Source organism: Chitinophaga sp. G7 BAM 1005 (assembly GCF_057126945.1).
This window is the reverse complement of the sequence record NZ_CP181478.1, coordinates 5,675,468-5,695,034: the sequence shown is the minus strand read 5'-3', so window position 1 is coordinate 5,695,034 and position 19,567 is coordinate 5,675,468. Positions and strand designations below refer to the sequence as shown.

Sequence of the window (19,567 nt, the reverse complement as noted above, 5' to 3'; positions counted from 1 at the left end):
TGGCGCAGTATAATCAGCGTAATCCTGAGCCAAGACAATTTCCGCGTTTTTAAGCTATTTTTAATCTCTTTATTAAATTTAACAAACCCTTATATCGGATTAACAAATTTTAACACAAGCCTAACCCTATCTGGTGTAAGTTTATCGCATCAAATAATGTGATGCTAAATTTTAAACAGATTATCAAAAGTCGTCCCTTCCTCATTTCACTGCACATCCTTGGCTGGGCGTGCTTTCTGTTTTTTCCATTTTTCATTTATCGCATCCAGATCCTGCATACAGGTTTCTTTATAAAAGAACTTATTGATAACCTGTTTCTCATCGGTATTTTTTATCTCAATATATATGTGCTGATCCCCCGTTTTTTTAACGGGAAAAAAATTGCCATCTATCTCAGCAGCATCGTTTTACTGATCGTTTTTATCACGGCGCAACAGGCGGTTTTAAATTATTATTTCTTCCGGAATTATGCGCGCAGGCCACATCCGATGATGACGATACGCATGGATAGAAAATTTAACAATTCAGAAGTAACATCCGACGACTTCCCACCGTTTCATCGTCGTCGTATGATGATAAGGGAGAGATTGATGGGGGCAGAGGCACAGGCTATCCCCGTTGGCCAGGTAACTGCGGGAAAGCCCGCTCCTGACGATACTGCTGGTGTTGCCGTTGCAGGTATTGCCGCTGCTCCTGCACTGCCCGGAATGCCAATGATGGAGCCGGATGCGCCAACTATCCTGGAGTATTTGCTTTTTCCGGAGGTGTTGCGAAGGTCCGGATTTTTTGCACTGCTCATGTTGTTTATGAGCGGATTTATAAAGATTGCCCTGGAATGGTTTAAAAGCGAAAAACAACGGGAAGAGCTGAAAGTGGAGAAATTAAATGCGGAATTAAAATTTTTAAAGTCGCAGATTAATCCTCACTTCCTTTTTAACTGTCTAAATACTATTTACTCACTGGCTCATAAACAATCGGCGCAAACAGAACATGCCATTCTGAAGCTGTCAACCATCATGCGCTATATGATCTATGAGTCCAATGAAGCCCGGGTATTGCTGTCGCACGAACTGAAATACCTTCATGATTACATTGAAATACAACGTTTGCGGTTACCAAAGGATATAGAAATCAGCTACCAGTTAAACGGCAACGCGGATGGTGTGGAAATAGAACCGATGCTGCTGGTGCCTTTTGTGGAAAACGCCTTTAAACACGGGATCAGTTATACCGAAGATTCCTTTATATATATAGATATTGCTACAACTGAAAATATGATCAGATTAACAGTTAAGAACAGTCACTTTAAAGAACGGGTAGCCGAAAGGGGCGGAATTGGCCTGGACAACGTATTAAAACGATTGGCATTGCTCTACGAGCATGAACATGAGATTGATATCACGGAAACCGAGAACCAATTTATTGTTGATCTTAAAATTGCGTTGAAAAAATGATAAAGTGTATTGCAGTGGATGACGAGCCGCTGGCGCTGGAAATCATGGAAGACTACATCCGTAAGGTTCCTTTTCTGACCCTGGCCGGTAAATTCGAAAACGCGGCCACCGCGTTACGCTTCATCCAGGACGAACCGGTAGACCTGGTATTCCTTGATATCAAAATGCCCGATATTACAGGGATCCAGTTCCTGAAGTCCCTGAAATACCCTCCAATGGTAGTGTTTACCACTGCCTACGGAGAGTATGCCCTGGATGGCTTTAACCTGGATGTGGTAGACTATCTCCTGAAGCCCGTTCCTTTTGAACGCTTTCTGAAGGCGGCTGCCAAAGCCAGCGAAACATGGTCTGCTACCCAGCAGAAAAATGTAAGCGCCGGCAATAACGCCATCCCAATGGATGCCGCATGGGTAAATGACTACATCTTTATAAAAACAGAATACAAGATCATCAAGATCAATCTGGAAGACATTCTTTTCATCGAAGCACTGAAAGACTATACGAAGATCTATACACAAAACCTGCCGGTACTCACACTACGCAGCCTGAAATCATTTGAAACCCGTTTACCGGCCGATAAATTTATCCGGGTACACCGGTCGTACCTGGTTTCACTTAACAAAATCAACTGCGTGGAAAAGAATACCGTGATGATCGCCAACCAGTCGATCCCCATTTCAGATGGGTACCGCGACCGGTTCTATGACGTGATTAACAGAAATTCATAATATATTTTCCCTTCGGGAGATGTGCATTAAAAGGTGGACAACACGCTTCAACTGTTTTGGCGTATTGTTCACCTTTTAAATTTCCGCTTATAAAAAACCAAAATCAAAAATCCCAAAATTTTCGGAACTTCGCTACCTTTTAAGACCACCAACCACCATTAATTATTATTCTTTTATCAAAAACCACCAAACATTGGAAAGAATATACTTCGACAATGCAGCTACCACATCGCTGGATCCAGCGGTATTGGAAGCGATGCTGCCATTTATGACGGAAAAGTTCGGTAATCCTTCCTCTATCTATTCTTACGGACGGGAATCAAGACTGGGTATCGAAAATGCGCGTAAATCAGTCGCCAAAACATTAAATGCACATCCGGGAGAAATTTTCTTTACCTCCGGGGGTACAGAAAGTAGCAATACGGCCATCAATGCCGCGGTAAAAGATCTGGGCTGCAAGCACATTATCTCTTCGCCCATTGAGCACCATGCTACCCTGCACACCGTAGAATACCTGCATCACCACGATGGCGTAGCCCTTTCTTTTGTGAATGTGCTGCCTACCGGCCATATTGATATGGACCACCTGCGTGAACTGCTGCAGAATTCCGGAGAGCGCTGCCTGGTATCCCTCATGCACGCCAACAATGAAATCGGTAACCTGCTGGATATTCATGCCGTAGGGAACCTCTGCAAGGAGTTTGACGCTATCTTTCATTCAGACACGGTGCAAACCGTAGGTCACTATCCGTTTGATCTGCGCAATACTCCTGTACACTTCATCACCGGCGCCGGGCATAAGTTTCACGGCCCCAAGGGAGTAGGGATCCTGTACATCAATGAAAATGTTAAAATAACGCCTTTCATCCAGGGAGGCAGCCAGGAACGTAACATGCGCGCCGGCACCGAAAACCTGTATGGTATTATCGGTTTTGCAAAAGCCCTGGAACTGGCCACTATACACCATGAAGAACACAGCGCGCATATCAATGGCCTGCGTATGTACATGGCCGAACAGCTGCAAAAACATATTCCTGAAGTAGCCTTTAATGGCGATCTGTATGGCAGCAGCCTTTACACCGTACTGAATGTGGCTTTTCCCAAGTCTGAGAAAACGGAGATGATCCTGTTTAATATGGATATCAACGGCATCTGCGCCTCCGGCGGCAGTGCGTGTACTTCCGGCGCCAATGCGGGATCTCACGTTATTCGCGCCATCAATAGTAATCCTAATCAAATTGCCGTTCGCTTCTCCTTCTGTAAAAATAACACCAAAGAAGAAGTGGACCAGGTAGTGGAAAGACTGAAAGAACTGATGTAAGCGGATTTTGTCTTGACTCAGGATTACGCTGATTATACTGATTTTTTGGATTTTGTTTTTTTGGATTTTTATAATGATTAAGGGAGATATAAGCGGATATATTCGCTTTTATCTCCCTTAATCATTATAAAAATCCAAAAAATCGGTAAAATCAGCGTAATCCTGAGCCAAGACAAAATCCGCATCGCCGAAGGCGATCTAATGCATAAACTCCTTAATATCCTGCATGATCCTTTTGGCGATATTGTCTGCCGTAGTTTCATTCTGGCTTTCCGCATAAATACGGATAATAGGTTCTGTATTGGATGTACGGAGATGTACCCAGTCTTTATCGAACTCTATTTTCAGTCCGTCTTCGGTATTTAAAGGCTGGTTTTTATACTTTACCTTGATTTTTTCGAAGATAGTTTTTACATCTACGCCTTTATCCAGCTCTATTTTATTTTTGGAGATGAAATAGTCGGGATAGCTGTTGCGCAAAGCCTTGATGCTTTTTTTGCTGTGTGCCAGGTGGCTCAGGAACAGCCCGATACCAATCAGGGCATCACGGCCGTAGTGGAGGTCAGGAACAATGATGCCGCCGTTGCCTTCTCCGCCGATCACCGCGTTGGTGTCTTTCATTTTCCTTACCACATTCACTTCACCTACTGCAGACGGGGTATATTCACCGCCATGCTTGAGGGTTACATCTTTCAGCGCCTGTGTGGAAGACATATTGGAAACGGTGTTACCTTTTCTTTTGCTTAAAACGTAATCCGCTACTGCCACCAGGGTGTATTCTTCCCCGAACATGCTGCCATCTTCACAAACAAAGCACAAACGGTCTACATCCGGATCAACGGCAATACCGAGGTCGGCATTGGATTTATTTACTTCATTGGAAAGAGCGGTGAGGTTTTCTGCCAGCGGTTCGGGATTGTGGCTGAATTTGCCGTTTACTTCCGCAAACAGCACTTCTACTTCTTCCACGCCTAATGCTTTCAGCAGGGGAGGGACAAATAATGCGCCGGTAGAATTCACTGCATCCACCACAATTTTGAAGTTGCGTGCTTTAATGGCAGGCACATCCACCAGCGGGTAATTCACGATCAGGTCGATATGCTTCTGCAGATAAGAATCGTCTGCCGTGTAGGAGCCGAGCTTATTTACATCTGCGAAGTTAAAGTCTTCCTGTTCGGCTATTTCCAGCAGTTGTGCGCCGTCTTCACCGGAAATGAATTCGCCTTTGCTGTTCAGCAGCTTCAGGGCGTTCCATTCTCTCGGATTATGGCTGGCAGTGAGAATAATACCGCCTGCGGCATTTTCCATCGTTACCGCCAGTTCCACGGTGGGGGTGGTGGACAAACCGAGGTCTATTACATCAATCCCGAGCCCGTTGAGGGTGGATACTACCAGGTTTTTTACCATTTCGCCGGAAATACGGCCATCACGGCCTATTACCACCTTACGGTTGTCTGTTTGCCGGCTCAGCCAGGTGCCGTAAGCGGCTGTGAATTTTACCACATCTAATGGAGAAAGTCCCTCGCCGGGCCTACCGCCTATGGTTCCGCGTATGCCGGATATCGATTTGATCAGTGCCACAAGATTCAATTTTAAAGGAAGGCAAATATAAAAAAATCCATTCCAGAAAACCTAATTATGAAAAGATGACCACGAATACGCCGCTTTCATTACTGTTTTTCAATTTTCCGCCATCACTTTTCACTATATTTGCAGCTACGCTTTTCAAAAAACAGCTATACGTTACATGCGATACTCGTGGAAGAATATACCCCGGTATATTCGTTATGTGTTTGTTCAAACGCTTTACCTCTTCCTGCTAATGGTGATGTTCAGGGCTATATTTTACCTGTTCTTCTTTAAAACAACCATTACGGAGCATGCAGCAATATTCAAAGCCTGGAACCTGGGACTAAGATTTGATCTCCGGATGGCACTTTACCTCATGATCCCCATATTGTTATTAACGCTGATTACCCGGAATAAATTTTTTGCGTCCAGGGCTATACGTAATACCAATTTTATCTACTTCTTCCTTATTTACCTGTTACTCACCCTTCTTTATATACTGGACCTTGGTCATTACGACTACCTGGGGCAACGTCTTGACCCTTCCGTATTGAGGTTCCTGGCAAAAGGGGAGCGGGCAGACAATGCCCGGATGGTATGGCAAAGTTACCCGGTGGTGAGAGGCGCGCTGGGAATTTTTGTTTTCATGTTTCTTGTATACCGTTTGCAGAAGGCTACCTGGAAAAAATTTGCCGCCCAGCCGGTGATCTACCTCCGTAAATGGCCATTTACCGGCTGTGTAACAGGGATGGTGCTGTTGTTTGCCGCAGGCATCTATGGAAACATCGCTTATTTCCCGCTGCGCTGGAGCCAGGCCATGTTTACCCGCGACAACGGCGTAACCAGCCTGGGACTCAATCCCATCCTGTATTTTGCATCCAACTTCTCTGTAAAAGGGGATACCTATAATCTCGAAGCCACCAAAAAATATTACCCGTCCCTGGCTTCCTACCTTAAAGTGGATTCCGCCGATGTGAATAACCTCAACTATGTTCGTACCGTTGCCGGCGACAGCAGCAGGCAACGGCTCAACGTAGTACTGGTAATGCTGGAATCTACCGGTGCGGCAGTAACCAGTATGTACGGAAATCCCATGCAGGCCACACCCAATATGCAACGCCTGGCAGACAGCGGCATCCTGTTTAAAAACTTTTATGTGCCGGCCATCAGCACCGCCAAAACAGTATTTGGTGTGCACACCGGCTTACCGGACATTACCGCAGTGAAAACAGCCAGCCGTCACCCTAAAATGCTGGATCAGCGTATTGTGATGGACCAGTTCAAAGGCTACGACAAATTGTATCTGCTAGGGGGAAATACCAACTGGGCCAATATCCGCGCGGTATTTACCAACAATGTGGAAGGTGTCCGCATTTATGAAGAGGGCATGTACAAATCCGCGAAGGCAGATGTATGGGGCATCTCCGACTATGACCTGATCACTGAAGCCAGTGGTATTTTTAAAGAAGATAATGATAAGAAGAAACCTTTTGTGGCCTTCCTCCAGCTGGCAGATAATCACCCGCCGTACACCACTACCAGCGGCGCCGGCGATTTTAAAAAGCTGACGGAGAAGGACCTGGACATGAAAAAGTTCAAACAATCGGGTTTTGTGTCGGTGGATCAGTTCAATGCGCTGAGGTATGAAGACTATAACGTGGGGCACCTTATTAATATGGCCCGTAAAGATGGCTATCTTGATAATACCATTTTTGTATTTTTCGGAGATCATAACTGTGTGCTTAATCCATACAGTTTTATGCCGTTGCCGGAATATGAATTATCCACCGGCGGGGTACACGTAACCGCATTTATGTACAGTCCCAGGCACCTGGCGCCGCAACAGGTTAATACCCCCGGAAGCTTGCTGGATGTGTATCCTACGGTAGCGAAACTGGTGGGAATGCCGTATAAAAATTATACATTGGGCGTAGACCTGTTTGATAGTACCCGGGTGAACGATAAGTATGTGTTCATGACTTACCTGCGTAATCAGATGCCTTTTTACGCTACATTGGGCGATCGTTACCTGTATGAAATCAACCTGGTTACAGATGCTGCCGCACTGTACGATCTGAAAGGCGACCCGTTGAAGAATATCCGTGCCCAGCAGCCGGATACAGCGAAAAGCCTCGATAATTTAACACGTGGCTTTTACGAAAGCACCCGATATTTGATGTTTAATAATAAAAAATAGCTGTTAGCTTCTGCCTATAGCTGCACAAAATATGGAAGTAGATAAACTATGGTTTAAAGATTGGTTTAATTCTCCTTATTATCATCTGTTGTACAACAACCGGGATGACAGGGAAGCCGCAGCATTTATTGATAAGTTACTCACCTATCTGCAACCGGCGCCGGTTGCGGAAATGCTGGATGTAGCCTGTGGAAGGGGACGGCATGCCAAATACCTGGCGGATAAAGGTTACTATGTAACCGGGATCGATCTTTCTATCGAAAGTATTAATATCGCAAAAAAGCTGGAAAATGGCCACCTCAGCTTTTTTCAGCACGACATGCGTTTACCTTTTTGGGTAAACTACTTCGATGTGGTGTTTAACTTCTTTACCAGCTTTGGTTATTTTGAAACGCAGCGCGACAATGACAACGCATTGCGTACGCTCAAAAATGCCCTGAAACCAGGAGGCAAACTGGTACTGGACTATCTGAACAGCAATTATGTAGCTGCTCACCTGGTGAACGATGAAGTAAAGGAAAAAGATAACGTGGTATTTGATATCCGCCGGGAACTGAAAGCGCATAAATTTATGAAGCAGATCAGTATCCTGGATAAGGAAAAGATGCGTCGCGCTACGTACACCGAAGGCGTGAATGCCTTTACCAGGCAGGAGTTTGAGGCCATGTTCGCCAAACAGGGGCTCAAAATAACAGAAATATTCGGCGACTATCACTTTAACAGCTATGATGAACAGCGTTCGCCACGACTGATCATCATCGCCACAAAATCATAGCCATGCTTGAATCGATACTCCGCGAGGATCTCCGGCTCTTTTTTCATATTAACGGTCAATGGTATAATGGATTCCTGGATGTGGTGCTGCCTTTTTTAAGGGAGCCTTTTGTATGGGCGCCGTTGTACCTGTTCCTGGGGCTGTTTGTTACTATTAACTATGGCTGGAAGGGCCTTTTCTGGATACTGTTTTTCCTGTTGTGCTTTGGCGTGGCAGATCAGAGTAGCCTGTACCTGAAAAGCGCGATCGGAAGGGTGCGGCCCTGCCGCGATCCGCTGGTGTCGCACTACGCCCGGCTATTAGTGGTGTATTGTCCTATGAGCGGGAGCTTTACTTCCAATCATGCCGCTAATCATTTTGCCCTGGCTACATTTTGTTTCATAACTTTAAAACAGGCATTTCACCGGTACGCCTGGTTATTTTTTGTATGGGCGGCTGCTATTGCCTATGCACAGGTATACGTAGGCGTGCACTATCCGCTCGATGTAGCAGGAGGTGCAGTACTGGGTATTTTAATCGGACTGCTGAGCGGTAGTTTCTTTCAACGCCGCATAAGACTGGAGTCTGAACTCGCATCATGAACTGGAACTATCTGATACTAATACTGGCCGCAACCATTGCTGGTGGGATTATTCCCATGACAGTAAAACGCGTCAATGCCAACTTTTCCATTTATCTGCTCGCATTTACAGGGGCTTTTCTTTTTGGGGTGATCATTATGCACCTCCTGCCGGAAGTGTATGAGGCGCTGGGTCACCAGGCGGGCGTTTATATTGTGCTGGGATTTTTCCTGCAGGTATTCCTGCAGCAGCTCTCACACGGTATGGAACACGGCCATACCCATATGCCGCAGACGCATCACCATCATATTGCGGTGACCCCGCTTTTGCTGGGGCTTTCCATCCATGCGTTCATGGAAGGGGTGCCGCTGGGCTTTAAGTACAATGATCATTCGGCGCTGCCCTCGCTCATGGCGGGCGTGGCTGCCCATAAAATTCCGGAGGCATTAACACTCATTACGGTGATGATGCACGCCCACAAGAAACGGGCGGATCTATGGCGGATACTGATCATTTTCGCGTTGGTAACGCCGCTGGCCGCTGTACTGGCGGGTTGGCTGGGCAGCCGTTTTGAAGTAATACAACATTACCTTTTATACGTGGTAGCGCTGGTAGTGGGTGCATTTCTGCACATTTCCACTACTATCTTTTACGAAAGTGGTACCAAACATCATGAACTCAGCAGGAAAAAAGTGCTGGCAATAGCCCTGGGCTTGCTTCTGGCATTTCTAACCCTGATATTTGAATAATTTTTTATTTTTAGGCTTTATATATGGAAGTCGTCATTATCCTCATCCTTATTTTATTGAACGGCCTTTTCTCGATGTCGGAGATAGCGTTGGTCTCGGCCCGGAAGATCCGATTGGAGAACCAGGCCAATAAAGGGGATGAAAAAGCAAAGGCAGCTTTAAAGCTTGCCAACAATCCGGACACCTTTCTTTCTACCGTGCAAATCGGTATTACCCTGATCGGCATCTTAACGGGTATTTATTCAGGCGAGAACATCAAAACAGATGTGATGGCCTGGCTTAATACCTTTCCGGCTATACAACCATACAGCAGTGTGGTAGCTACCGTCATCATTGTAGTGGTGATCACTTATTTTTCTATGGTACTGGGAGAATTGGTGCCGAAACGTATCGGGCTGGCCAAACCGGAAGCGATTGCCAAGTTTATGGCTAAGCCAATGCAGGTGCTTTCCTGGCTTACCTTTCCCTTTATCTGGCTATTAACTGCATCTTCTGCGGCGCTGATAAAATTACTAAATCTCAAATCCGGTGAGCCCCATGTTACGGAAGAAGAGATCAAAGCCATTATTAATGAAGGTACCAGCTCCGGCGCTATTGAAGAAACTGAACAGGAGATCATAGAAAGGGTGTTTCACCTGGGCGACCGTAATATCACCTCGCTTATGACTTACCGTAATGATATTACCTGGCTGGATATCAACGATGAACCTGCTACCTACCGGGAAACAATTCTCCAAAGCCTGCATTCGGTGTATCCTGTGTGCGACGGACAGATAGACAGTATTAAAGGATTAATTACCATCAAGGACCTGTATTCCGTAGCCGGAAAGTCGACCCCGCTTACGGAGATTATCCGTAAGCCGTTGTTTGTGCCGGAAAACAATACCGCTTACCAGGTACTGGAGAAGTTTAAGGAAACACACCTGCACGCCGCTTTTATTGTGGATGAATATGGCACTTTCCTGGGAATGATTACGCTGAATGATATCCTGGAAGCCATTGTAGGTGATATGCCGGAAACAGCTGAAAGCGACGATTATGAAATGGTACTCCGGGAAGATGGTACCTGGCTCGTAGATGCCCAGATTCCGTTTTATGATTTCCTGGAAGAATTTGATAAAGAAGACTGGATGACCGAGTTTGAACAGGATTTTGATACGCTGGCAGGGTTTATCCTGCATCACCTGGAACATATTCCGCAAACAGGAGAAAAGTTCTCCTGGAGAGATTTTACATTTGAAATAGTGGACATGGATGCGCATCGTATCGACAAAGTACTGGTTATACCGCCGCCGCCAACAACAACAGATTAGGCTTGCTCCTTTCCCCGATAAGTAATAACCGCATGCGTAATTACCCGTAATTCGTTGAATGGGGGTGTTATTTATTTGGATAAATCTAGCTTTATACTAATTTTGAGCACTTTTTTACATATACAAATAATTTAATTTAAGATAAAATGGTTGCAATAGGAAGTAAGGCACTGTCCCTGGAAGAAGTGTACAGGGTTCTTTTGGGAGGAGAAGAGCTGACATTGGAAACAGCAGCTTTGCAGCAGGTGGAAGCTAGTTTTCTATTCCTCGAAAAGTTTTCGGCAAAGAAACTGATCTACGGTATCAACACCGGTTTTGGTCCGATGGCCCAATACCGCATCAGCGATGAAGATACTTTCCAGTTGCAGTATAACCTGATCCGCAGCCATAGCTCCGGCGCCGGCAACTGTATGTCGCCGTTGCATACCAAAGCCCTGATGATCGCGCGTTTGAGCAGCTTTATGCAGGCGCATTCCGGTATTCACCCGGAAGTGGTACATCTTTTAAAAGACCTGATCAATAAAAACGTATATCCGTGCGTGTTTGAGCATGGTGGCGTAGGAGCCAGCGGCGACCTGGTACAGCTGGCCCACCTGGCGCTGGTACTGATCGGCGAAGGAGAGGTATGGTATGAAGATAAATATCAGCCTACGGCAGATGTTTTTGCTAAACTGAACCTGAAACCGATAGGCATCCACGTGAGGGAGGGACTGGCCATTATAAACGGTACTTCCGCCATGACGGGCATTGGGCTGGTAAACCTCATTGAAGCAAAGAAACTGCTGGGCTGGTCGGTGGTATTATCTGCCATGATCAATGAAATCGTGGAAGCGTTTGACGACCACCTGTCGGCCGAACTGAATGCTGTGAAAAAGCATGAAGGCCAGCAGCAAATTGCCGCTAAAATGCGGGAGATCCTCACAGGCAGCAAAATGGTCCGCCATCGCCCTGATCATCTTTATAAAGAACTGGAAGAAGAAATTTTTAAAGATAAAGTACAGGAGTATTATTCCCTGCGTTGCGTACCACAGATCCTGGGTCCCGTTTACGATACCCTTGCACAGGCAGAAAAGCTGGTGGTACAGGAACTGAATTCCGTGAGTGATAATCCAGTAGTGGATCATCACCTGGAAAACGTTTTCCACGGCGGAAATTTCCACGGCGATTATGTCTCCCTGGAAATGGATAAAATCAAGATAGCCATCACAAAATTGTCGATGCTGGCAGAAAGACAACTCAACTACCTGCTGAACGAAAAACTGAATCACAAATTCCCGCCGTTTATGAACCTGGGCAAACTTGGCTTCAATTTTGGAATGCAGGGAGTGCAATTTACGGCAACCTCCACCGTGGCGGAAAACCAGACTTTGTCGTTCCCGATGTATGTGCACAGTATTCCGAACAACAACGATAACCAGGATATTGTGAGCATGGGAACCAACGCTGCTATCATGACCAGCAAAGTAATAGAGAATACTTTCCAGGTATTGGCTATACAGGTGATGACGGTATTACAGGCGGTGGATTATCTGAATTGCCAGGACCGTTTGGCGGGATTCTCTCACAAAGTATACCAGGAAGTGAGAGCAATTTTCCCTAAATTTATTGAGGACAGCCCGCGCTATAAAGATCTTCAGCAAATTAAAGCATACCTGGTAAAGAACATGCCGATTCAGTTCTGATCAAATAATTGTGGTTAGCCGTCATTCGTCATTCGTAATTTGTAATTCATGAAATGTGCATTAGTAACAGGAGGGTCCAGAGGCATAGGCAGGGCAGTATGTATTAAGATGGCCGAAGCGGGCTATCATGTGCTGATCAACTACAAAGGAAATGAGGCTGCAGCGCTGGAAACGCTGGAGGCAGTGAAGGCAAAAGGCAGTACCGGTGAACTGATGCCGTTTAACGTAGGCGATGCCGCCGAAGTACAACAGGTATTGGGCAGCTGGGTAGAAAACAATAAAGAACAACAGATAGAAGTACTGGTGAATAATGCAGGCATCCGGGAAGATTCCCTGATGTTCTGGATGAATGAGGCGCAGTGGAGCAATGTACTCAATATCAGTTTGAACGGATTTTTTAATGTAACCAAGCAGGTGCTGAACGGCATGTTGCTAAAACGTTACGGGCGTATCATTAACATGGTATCGCTGTCTGGTATCAAAGGGTTACCCGGTCAAACCAATTATTCTGCCGCCAAAGCAGGGGTAATCGGCGCTACAAAGGCACTGGCACAGGAAGTCGCCAAAAGAGGGGTAACGGTGAACGCCGTTGCGCCCGGTTTCATCAGAACAGATATGACCGCCGAGCTTAATGAAAAAGAGCTGGCAGCGCAGGTTCCCATGAACCGCTTTGGCACCGCCGAAGAGGTAGCGGATGCAGTGGCCTTCCTGGCTTCCAGGTCGGCAGGTTATATTACCGGGGAAATTTTGAACATCAATGGGGGGCTGCACACTTAATAACGTCAATATAACTGGGCTATAGGCTAACCGCTAAAAGCTAAGAGCTATGAACAGAGTAGTGATCACTGGGATGGGAATTTATTCCTGCATCGGAAAGGATATGCAGGAAGTAAAAGATTCATTGTATCAGGGCAAATCCGGTATTGTGCTGGATCCCGAAAGGAAAACATTTGGCTACCGTTCCGGGCTAACCGGGTATATAGAAAGACCTGAACTCAAAGGGTTGCTGGATCGCCGGGCAAGGCTCATGATGCCGGAACAGGCGGAGTTTGCCTACATGGCCACCCGTGAAGCGCTCGCACAGGCAGGTATGACACCTGAATATATTGACTCCACACCGATAGGACTTTTATATGGTAACGACAGCTCCGCAAAACCAGTGGTAGAAGCCAATGATGTGATGCGGGCTAAAAAAGATACGATGCTGGTGGGTTCCGGATCTGTTTTCCAGACCATGAACTCCACGGTGAATATGAACCTGGCTACTATTTTTAAGCTCAGGGGCGTAAATTTCACAGTAAGCGCGGCCTGCGCCAGCGGCTCACATGCCATTGGGCTCGGATATATGTTTATCCGGAATGGTATGCAGGACGCTGTGATCTGTGGCGGCGCCCAGGAAGTAAATGTGTATGCGATGGGAAATTTTGATGCCATCGCCGCATTCTCCGTGAGAGAAGGAGATCCTACCCGCGCTTCCCGGCCATTTGACCGCGACCGGGATGGGCTGGTACCCAGTGGTGGCGCTGCCACCGTGATACTGGAAAGCCTGGAATCTGCACAGCGCAGGGGCGCCACTATTTTAGGCGAAGTGCTGGGATATGGCTTTTCTTCCAATGGCGCGCATATTTCCAATCCAACTGTAGACGGACCCGTAAGATCCCTGCAGATAGCCCTGCAGGATGCCGGTTTGCAACCGGGCGATATAGCGTATATCAACGCACACGCCACCTCCACCGCCGCCGGTGATGCCAGCGAGGCCAAAGCGATTCATGAAGTGTTTGGCGCTTCCCGGCCCTACGTAAGCTCTACCAAGTCCATGACCGGCCATGAATGCTGGATGGCGGGCGCCAGTGAAATTGTATATTCTATGCTTATGATGCAACACGGCTTTATTGCCCCCAATATCAACCTGGATAACCCGGATGAAGATGCCGCCAGGTTAAATATTGTAACCAGTACAATTAATAAAAATTTTAATATATTTTTGTCCAACTCTTTTGGTTTTGGGGGAACAAATTCATCTCTGGTAGTAAGGGGGTGGAATGGAAAATAAATATCCTTAACTTTGGCGCTCGGAATAGGATTAGCTGACCAATAGACTGAATAAACACAAATTATTAACCGACCTATATCTGATTTCACACTTTTATGGACATTAGAGAGATAATAACTGTTACGAATAAGTTTCTGGTAGAGGAGTTTGAAGCAAACCCTGAAGCCATCACGCCGGAAGCAAATATGAAATCCACACTGGACCTGGATAGTTTGGATTATATCGATATGGTGGTAGTAATAGAAGATAACTTCGGATTTAAAGTAAATCCTGAAGAGTTCCAGGCTATTGTCACCTTCCAGGATTTCTACAACTATGTAGCCACTCGTGTACAACAAAAAGAACTGGTATAATGCCTTCCTGGCAAGGAAAATCTAAGGGGAGTAAGTTCGGATATAGTTGTTTTGTTTTCCTGTTGAAGCATGGAGGGGTGGTGCCTGCGTATATGTTGCTGAGATTTGTAGCCTTCTATTTTTTTGCATTTTCCTGGAGTTCCTCAAAACCTGTCTATCATTATCTCCGTACCAAAATTGGTTATAGCAGGGGCCGCGCATTGCTCAGTTTATACCGGAATTATCATGTATTTGGCCAAACACTGATCGATAAGGTAGTGGTGATGGCAGACATGTCCAATAAATTCACCTTTGAGTTTGAGGGAGAACATCATTTGCGTGAAATGATTGCCGGTGGTAAAGGCGGCATCCTGCTGAGCGCACATGTGGGTAACTGGGAAGTGGCCGGCCATTTGTTCAAACGCCTGCAAACCCGTATCAATATTGTGATGTTTGACGGTGAACATCAGCGGATCAAAGATTATCTGTCTGGTATTACGGGCGACCGGAACATGAATATTATTGTGATCAAAGACGACCTGTCGCATATTTATGCTATCAATGAAGCATTGAGTAATAAGGAACTGGTGTGTATGCATGCCGACAGGTTCCTGCCGGGCAATAAAACCGTAACGGTTCCTTTTTTAGGCCAGGATGCCCGTTTCCCGCTGGGTCCTTTCCTGCTGGCCGCCACCTTCCGGGTGCCGGTTTCTGTAGTATTTGCCTTTAAGGAATCGGCTACCCATTATCATTTTTTTGCCACAGAACCCCGCTCGTACCACGGCCGGCGTAACCAGGGAGTAGAAACCGCCCTGCAGGATTTTGTGCATCATGTGGAAGAAAAAGTATACCGTTACCCGGTACAATGGTTCAATTATTACGATTTTTGGGAATAATGCGTGTTTTTACTGTTAATAATTTCGTATAATTCTATTTATTTCGTGTTTCATATTTAATAATAACTTGTGCAGATGTTTATTCATTCAGACGATATCACCGCCTATATTCCCCAGCGTACTCCCATTGTGATGATCAGTGGAATCCTGGCTGTAGATGGCCCCGTAACCCGTACCGGCCTTCACATAGCACCAGATAATATTTTTGTGGAGAATGGGGTGCTCACCGCACCCGGCCTGATGGAAAATATTGCACAAACCGCCGCTGCCCGCATCGGCTATATCGCCAAACAACAGCATACCCCCGTTCCCCTGGGGTTTATTGGCGCTGTAAAAGACCTGGAAATACTGGAGCTGCCGCCGGCAGGCCAAATGATAGAAACAACCACCGAAATCGGCGGTGAAGTATTTAACGCCACTATGGTAACCGGCAAAGTGATGTTTGAAGGTCGCCTGATGGCACAATGCGAAATGAAAATATTCATCAATCCCCAAATTTAATCACACATGAACTGCAGAAAATTAATTGCACTTCCGTTGCTGATGTTGAGCATGATGGCTATGACAGCAAATGCTCAAACACTGAAGAACTTCCTGGACAACAAAGATTCTACTTTCACCTGGCTGGGCGTGGATTTTACACAGGCTAAACTGATAGGTGATGCCGCTGCCAAAACAGACGCCATCGTAGACCATGAGTTTACTGCCCTTAACCAGGTAATTGTGAACGAACAAAAGAAGTATGATGTACCAGGCGCATTTCACCGCGATAAATACAATACCAGTATTGGTTTGGTGAACAAACGTAATGAAGCCATCAATGGAGATGCGCTGAAATCTGATGAATCTTCTGACTTTGAACGTCTTAAACCGGAAGACATTACCAAGGTGGTGAAATCGTACGATTTTGCCGGAAAACATGGTATTGGCGTAATGCTGGTAATGGAAGGCATGAGCAAAACCAGCAAAAGTGCCTCTATGTGGCTGACCATTGTAGACATGGACAGGAAAAATGTACTGCTCACAGAACGTTATGTAGGTAAAGGCCAGAAATGGAGCTTCGCATGGCGTAACTACTGGCTGGCTACCATCAAGAGCGTGCTGGATGATATCGACGACGACTATAGCAAACTGAAAACCAAATACGCTGAAGCCAAAGATCCGGAAGAACCAAAACCGGTAGTAACGGCGCCCGCAGCAAAGAAAGAAACTAAAGCCGCCGGTACAACACCCGCAACAAAGAAACCAAAGAAGAAAGGATAAATTATGATACTGACTGAATGCACCAACATACTGATAAGATTTAATGAAGCAGATCCGCTGGGAATAGTATGGCACGGGCATTATGTGCGGTATTTTGAAGACGGCAGGGAAGCTTTCGGAGAAAAATACGGGCTCAGATACCTGGATATTTTTGAAGAAGGATTCACCGTGCCGGTAGTAAATGTACAATGTGATTACAAACGCTCTTTGCGCTACGGCGACAGGGTAATAGTAGAAACAAGGTATGTGGACGACCTGGCAGCAAAAATTAAATTTGAATACATCCTTACCAATCCTGCCACAGGGGAAATAGTAGCAAAGGGTTCTTCCGTACAGGTTTTCCTGGACAAGGAAACTTCGTCCCTGCAATTGATTGCTCCTCCTTTTTTCAGTGAATGGAAAAAAAAGCACGGACTGGTATAACCAAAGGGTATTATGCAACAGGTGTATGTAGTAGCAGATAATATTGTGGGGCCTCTTGGCAGTACTACCCGGGAAAATTTTGACCAGGTTTTATCTGGCAACAGTGGCATAGCGCAGCATAACAATGCCGCCTATGCCGCTGCTCCGTTTTATGGCGCTATCACAACGCCTGCACAACTGGATGCCTTTACTGCAAACGCTAACGTAAAAGGATACACGCGGTTTGAGCAGCTGCTGGTTGTTTCTATTCAATCGGCCCTGCAACAAACAGCTGTTAGGCTCACGGATGCACGCACCGGCTTCATTATTTCCACTACAAAAGGAAATATTGAACTGCTGGAGCAGCAACCAGAAGGCGCTGTACCGCCGCTGGCCAACATGCAGCTGTATACAACCGCAAAGAAAGTAGCCGCTCATTTTAACGCGGCCAATGAACCGCTGGTGATCAGCAGTGCCTGTATTTCAGGGCTGGTAGCCATTTTAACCGGCAAACGGCTCATTCAGTCAGGACGCTATGATCACGTAGTGGTGGCCGGCGCAGATGTGCTGACCCGCTTTGTATTATCCGGATTTCAGTCGTTCCAGGCAGTAAGCGCTGTTCCCTGTAAGCCGTTCGATGCCAACAGAACAGGCGTTACGCTGGGAGAAGGCGCTGCCACCGTGATCCTCAGCCGGGAAAAAGGGGATGCGCTCTTTTCATTGGGCGCAGGCGCTATCAGCAATGATGCGAATCATATTTCCGGCCCATCCCGTACCGGCGAAGAACTGGCCGCAGTGATGCAGCTGGCGGTAAACGGCAGCGGACTAACCGCTGCAGACATCGGGTTTGTATCGGCACATGGCACCGCTACCCTGTACAACGATGAAATGGAGGCGAAAGCGCTGCATCACGCAGGGCTGGCAGCGGTACCTGTAAACAGCCTGAAAGGCTATTACGGCCATACACTGGGCGCCGCCGGACTCATAGAGGCCATCATCAGCATGCAGGCCATGAAAGCCGGTGTGGTATTGCCAACAAAAGGATTTGAAATACCCGGTGTGAGTATGCCGGTGAATGTTCATCATACCCTGCTGCAAAAAACATCCCGACACTTCCTGAAAACAGTATCAGGTTTCGGTGGATGCAATGCAGCGATGGTTTTTAATCTTAACAGCTAAACAAAGTTATTGTCGTGTTTAATAAAGAAACAAAAACAGCACTCGAAGCAAAGGAAGCGGCATTGCGTCTGGCATTTGCCCCCGTTGCTTTTCAGGCTACCCGGGCATTACGTGATATGGGCATTTTAACGGCTGTGAGCAACAGCCGCTCTGCCGGTATTACCATTGAAGAAATAATGGAGCAAACCAAAATGTCGCGTTATGCTGTAAGAGTGTTGCTGGAAGCAGGTTTAGGTATGGAACTGGTGATCGTGAACGATAAACGGTATACCCTCACCAAAACCGGTTACTTTATTTTACATGATCAGCTTACCCGTATCAATATGGACTTTTCACAGGATATCTGCTACAAAGGCATGAATCATCTGCAGGAAAGTCTTACCGAAGGAAAGCCCGCTGGTTTGCGCGAGCTTGGTCCCTGGGATACTATCTATCCCGGCTTGTCGCTGCTGCCACCTGAAGTAGGTAAAAGCTGGTTCGACTTCGACCATTACTATTCAGACCTTGCTACTCCGCAGGCGCTGGATATTGTTTTTGAAAAAAAACCAAAACGTTTGCTCGATATCGGCGGCAACACCGGTAAATGGGCGCTGGCCTGCACCGCCAAAGATCCGGAAGTGGAAGTGACCATTTTTGATTTACCGGGTCAGGCCGGACTGGCGCAGCAGAAAATGAAAGATGCCGGCGTGGAAAACCGTGTGCATTTTCATATTGCCAACATCCTCCACGAGGAAGTACCTTTCCCGCAAGGCTTTGATGCCATCTGGATGAGCCAGTTCCTCGATTGTTTTTCTGAAGCTGAAATTGTTTCCATCCTGAAACGTTGCCGCGAAGCGCTCAACGAAGGAGGGACTGTATATATCCTGGAACCTTTCTGGAACCGCCAGCAGTTTAAATCCGCCGCTTTTTGCCTGCAGCAGACTTCCCTGTACTTTACCGCTATGGCTAATGGTAACAGCCAGATGTATCATACAGATGATTTCTTCCAGTGTATTGACGATGCCGGTTTAACCATTATTGAGGAAAATGACCAGATGGGAATGAACTATACATTGTTGAAATGTCAAAGGAAATAACAAACCCAATCGCATAAA

Annotated in this window: 19 protein-coding genes; 18 read left to right on the top strand and 1 reads right to left on the bottom strand. The window is 46.3% G+C overall.

The window, feature by feature from the left end; translation table 11 throughout:
- Positions 1-161: 161 nt before the first annotated feature.
- The 3 genes from ACMXI2_RS22570 (at position 162) to ACMXI2_RS22560 (ending at position 3,503) form a co-directional block, all read left to right on the top strand.
- The gene (locus ACMXI2_RS22570) at positions 162-1,454 is read left to right on the top strand and encodes a sensor histidine kinase (RefSeq protein ID WP_483778315.1); all 1,293 of its coding nucleotides are present in this window, start codon (positions 162-164) and stop codon (positions 1,452-1,454) included.
- Positions 1,451-2,182, top strand: coding sequence for a LytR/AlgR family response regulator transcription factor (locus tag ACMXI2_RS22565; RefSeq protein ID WP_079470552.1), 732 nt, complete (start codon positions 1,451-1,453; stop codon positions 2,180-2,182). Before ACMXI2_RS22570 ends, ACMXI2_RS22565 begins: the two co-directional genes overlap by 4 nt.
- Positions 2,183-2,375: 193 nt before the next feature.
- Positions 2,376-3,503, top strand: a complete 1,128-nt coding sequence (locus tag ACMXI2_RS22560) for a cysteine desulfurase family protein (protein WP_483778314.1) — start codon at positions 2,376-2,378, stop codon at positions 3,501-3,503.
- A gap of 198 nt (positions 3,504-3,701) precedes the next feature.
- On the opposite strand, the gene glmM is transcribed toward ACMXI2_RS22560, so the two are convergent.
- A complete protein-coding gene (gene glmM, locus ACMXI2_RS22555; RefSeq protein WP_483778313.1) occupies positions 3,702-5,084 on the bottom strand; it encodes a phosphoglucosamine mutase in 1,383 nt (460 codons plus the stop codon).
- A 166-nt stretch (positions 5,085-5,250) separates the two neighbouring features.
- Between glmM and ACMXI2_RS22550 the strand changes: the two genes are divergently transcribed.
- The 15 genes from ACMXI2_RS22550 to ACMXI2_RS22480 all read left to right on the top strand — a co-directional run bounded on the left by ACMXI2_RS22550 (position 5,251) and on the right by ACMXI2_RS22480 (position 19,549).
- Entirely contained in the window at positions 5,251-7,269 is a 2,019-nt protein-coding gene (locus ACMXI2_RS22550) for an LTA synthase family protein (protein ID WP_483778312.1), read from the top strand.
- 31 nt (positions 7,270-7,300) lie between these two features.
- Positions 7,301-8,044: a class I SAM-dependent methyltransferase gene (locus tag ACMXI2_RS22545; protein WP_483778311.1), complete on the top strand. Its 744-nt coding sequence runs from the start codon at positions 7,301-7,303 to the stop codon at positions 8,042-8,044.
- A gap of 2 nt (positions 8,045-8,046) precedes the next feature.
- Entirely contained in the window at positions 8,047-8,625 is a 579-nt protein-coding gene (locus ACMXI2_RS22540; RefSeq protein WP_483778310.1) for a phosphatase PAP2 family protein, read from the top strand.
- Positions 8,622-9,353: a ZIP family metal transporter gene (locus ACMXI2_RS22535; protein ID WP_483778309.1), complete on the top strand. Its 732-nt coding sequence runs from the start codon at positions 8,622-8,624 to the stop codon at positions 9,351-9,353. Before ACMXI2_RS22540 ends, ACMXI2_RS22535 begins: the two co-directional genes overlap by 4 nt.
- 23 nt (positions 9,354-9,376) lie before the next feature.
- Positions 9,377-10,666, top strand: coding sequence for a hemolysin family protein (locus ACMXI2_RS22530; RefSeq protein ID WP_483778308.1), 1,290 nt, complete (start codon positions 9,377-9,379; stop codon positions 10,664-10,666).
- A gap of 146 nt (positions 10,667-10,812) precedes the next feature.
- Positions 10,813-12,348, top strand: coding sequence for a flexirubin biosynthesis tyrosine ammonia-lyase FlxA (gene flxA / locus ACMXI2_RS22525; protein WP_483778307.1), 1,536 nt, complete (start codon positions 10,813-10,815; stop codon positions 12,346-12,348).
- Positions 12,349-12,396: 48 nt separating this feature from the next.
- Complete coding sequence (flxB, locus tag ACMXI2_RS22520; RefSeq protein WP_079470543.1) at positions 12,397-13,125, top strand: flexirubin biosynthesis SDR family reductase FlxB; 729 nt, start codon at positions 12,397-12,399, stop codon at positions 13,123-13,125.
- A 49-nt stretch (positions 13,126-13,174) separates the two neighbouring features.
- On the top strand, positions 13,175-14,401 hold the full coding sequence (locus tag ACMXI2_RS22515) for a beta-ketoacyl-[acyl-carrier-protein] synthase family protein (RefSeq protein ID WP_483778306.1): 1,227 nt from the start codon (positions 13,175-13,177) through the stop codon (positions 14,399-14,401).
- Positions 14,402-14,496: 95 nt separating this feature from the next.
- A complete protein-coding gene (locus tag ACMXI2_RS22510) occupies positions 14,497-14,754 on the top strand; it encodes an acyl carrier protein (protein ID WP_079470541.1) in 258 nt (85 codons plus the stop codon).
- On the top strand, positions 14,754-15,629 hold the full coding sequence (locus ACMXI2_RS22505; protein WP_483778305.1) for an LpxL/LpxP family acyltransferase: 876 nt from the start codon (positions 14,754-14,756) through the stop codon (positions 15,627-15,629). The genes ACMXI2_RS22510 and ACMXI2_RS22505 overlap by 1 nt, the downstream gene beginning before the upstream one ends.
- A gap of 75 nt (positions 15,630-15,704) precedes the next feature.
- Positions 15,705-16,130, top strand: a complete 426-nt coding sequence (locus ACMXI2_RS22500; protein ID WP_483778304.1) for a hotdog family protein — start codon at positions 15,705-15,707, stop codon at positions 16,128-16,130.
- 6 nt (positions 16,131-16,136) lie between these two features.
- Positions 16,137-16,892: a hypothetical protein gene (locus tag ACMXI2_RS22495; RefSeq protein ID WP_483778303.1), complete on the top strand. Its 756-nt coding sequence runs from the start codon at positions 16,137-16,139 to the stop codon at positions 16,890-16,892.
- A 3-nt stretch (positions 16,893-16,895) separates the two neighbouring features.
- Positions 16,896-17,315 (top strand): acyl-CoA thioesterase, encoded by a 420-nt coding sequence (locus tag ACMXI2_RS22490; protein WP_079470537.1) that lies wholly within the window; start codon positions 16,896-16,898, stop codon positions 17,313-17,315.
- Between the two features lie 12 nt (positions 17,316-17,327).
- Positions 17,328-18,473 carry a beta-ketoacyl synthase N-terminal-like domain-containing protein gene (locus tag ACMXI2_RS22485; protein WP_483778302.1) on the top strand — a complete coding sequence of 382 codons (1,146 nt, stop codon included), beginning with the start codon at positions 17,328-17,330 and terminating at the stop codon, positions 18,471-18,473.
- Between the two features lie 14 nt (positions 18,474-18,487).
- On the top strand, positions 18,488-19,549 hold the full coding sequence (locus ACMXI2_RS22480) for an SAM-dependent methyltransferase (RefSeq protein WP_483778301.1): 1,062 nt from the start codon (positions 18,488-18,490) through the stop codon (positions 19,547-19,549).
- Positions 19,550-19,567: the final 18 nt, after the last annotated feature.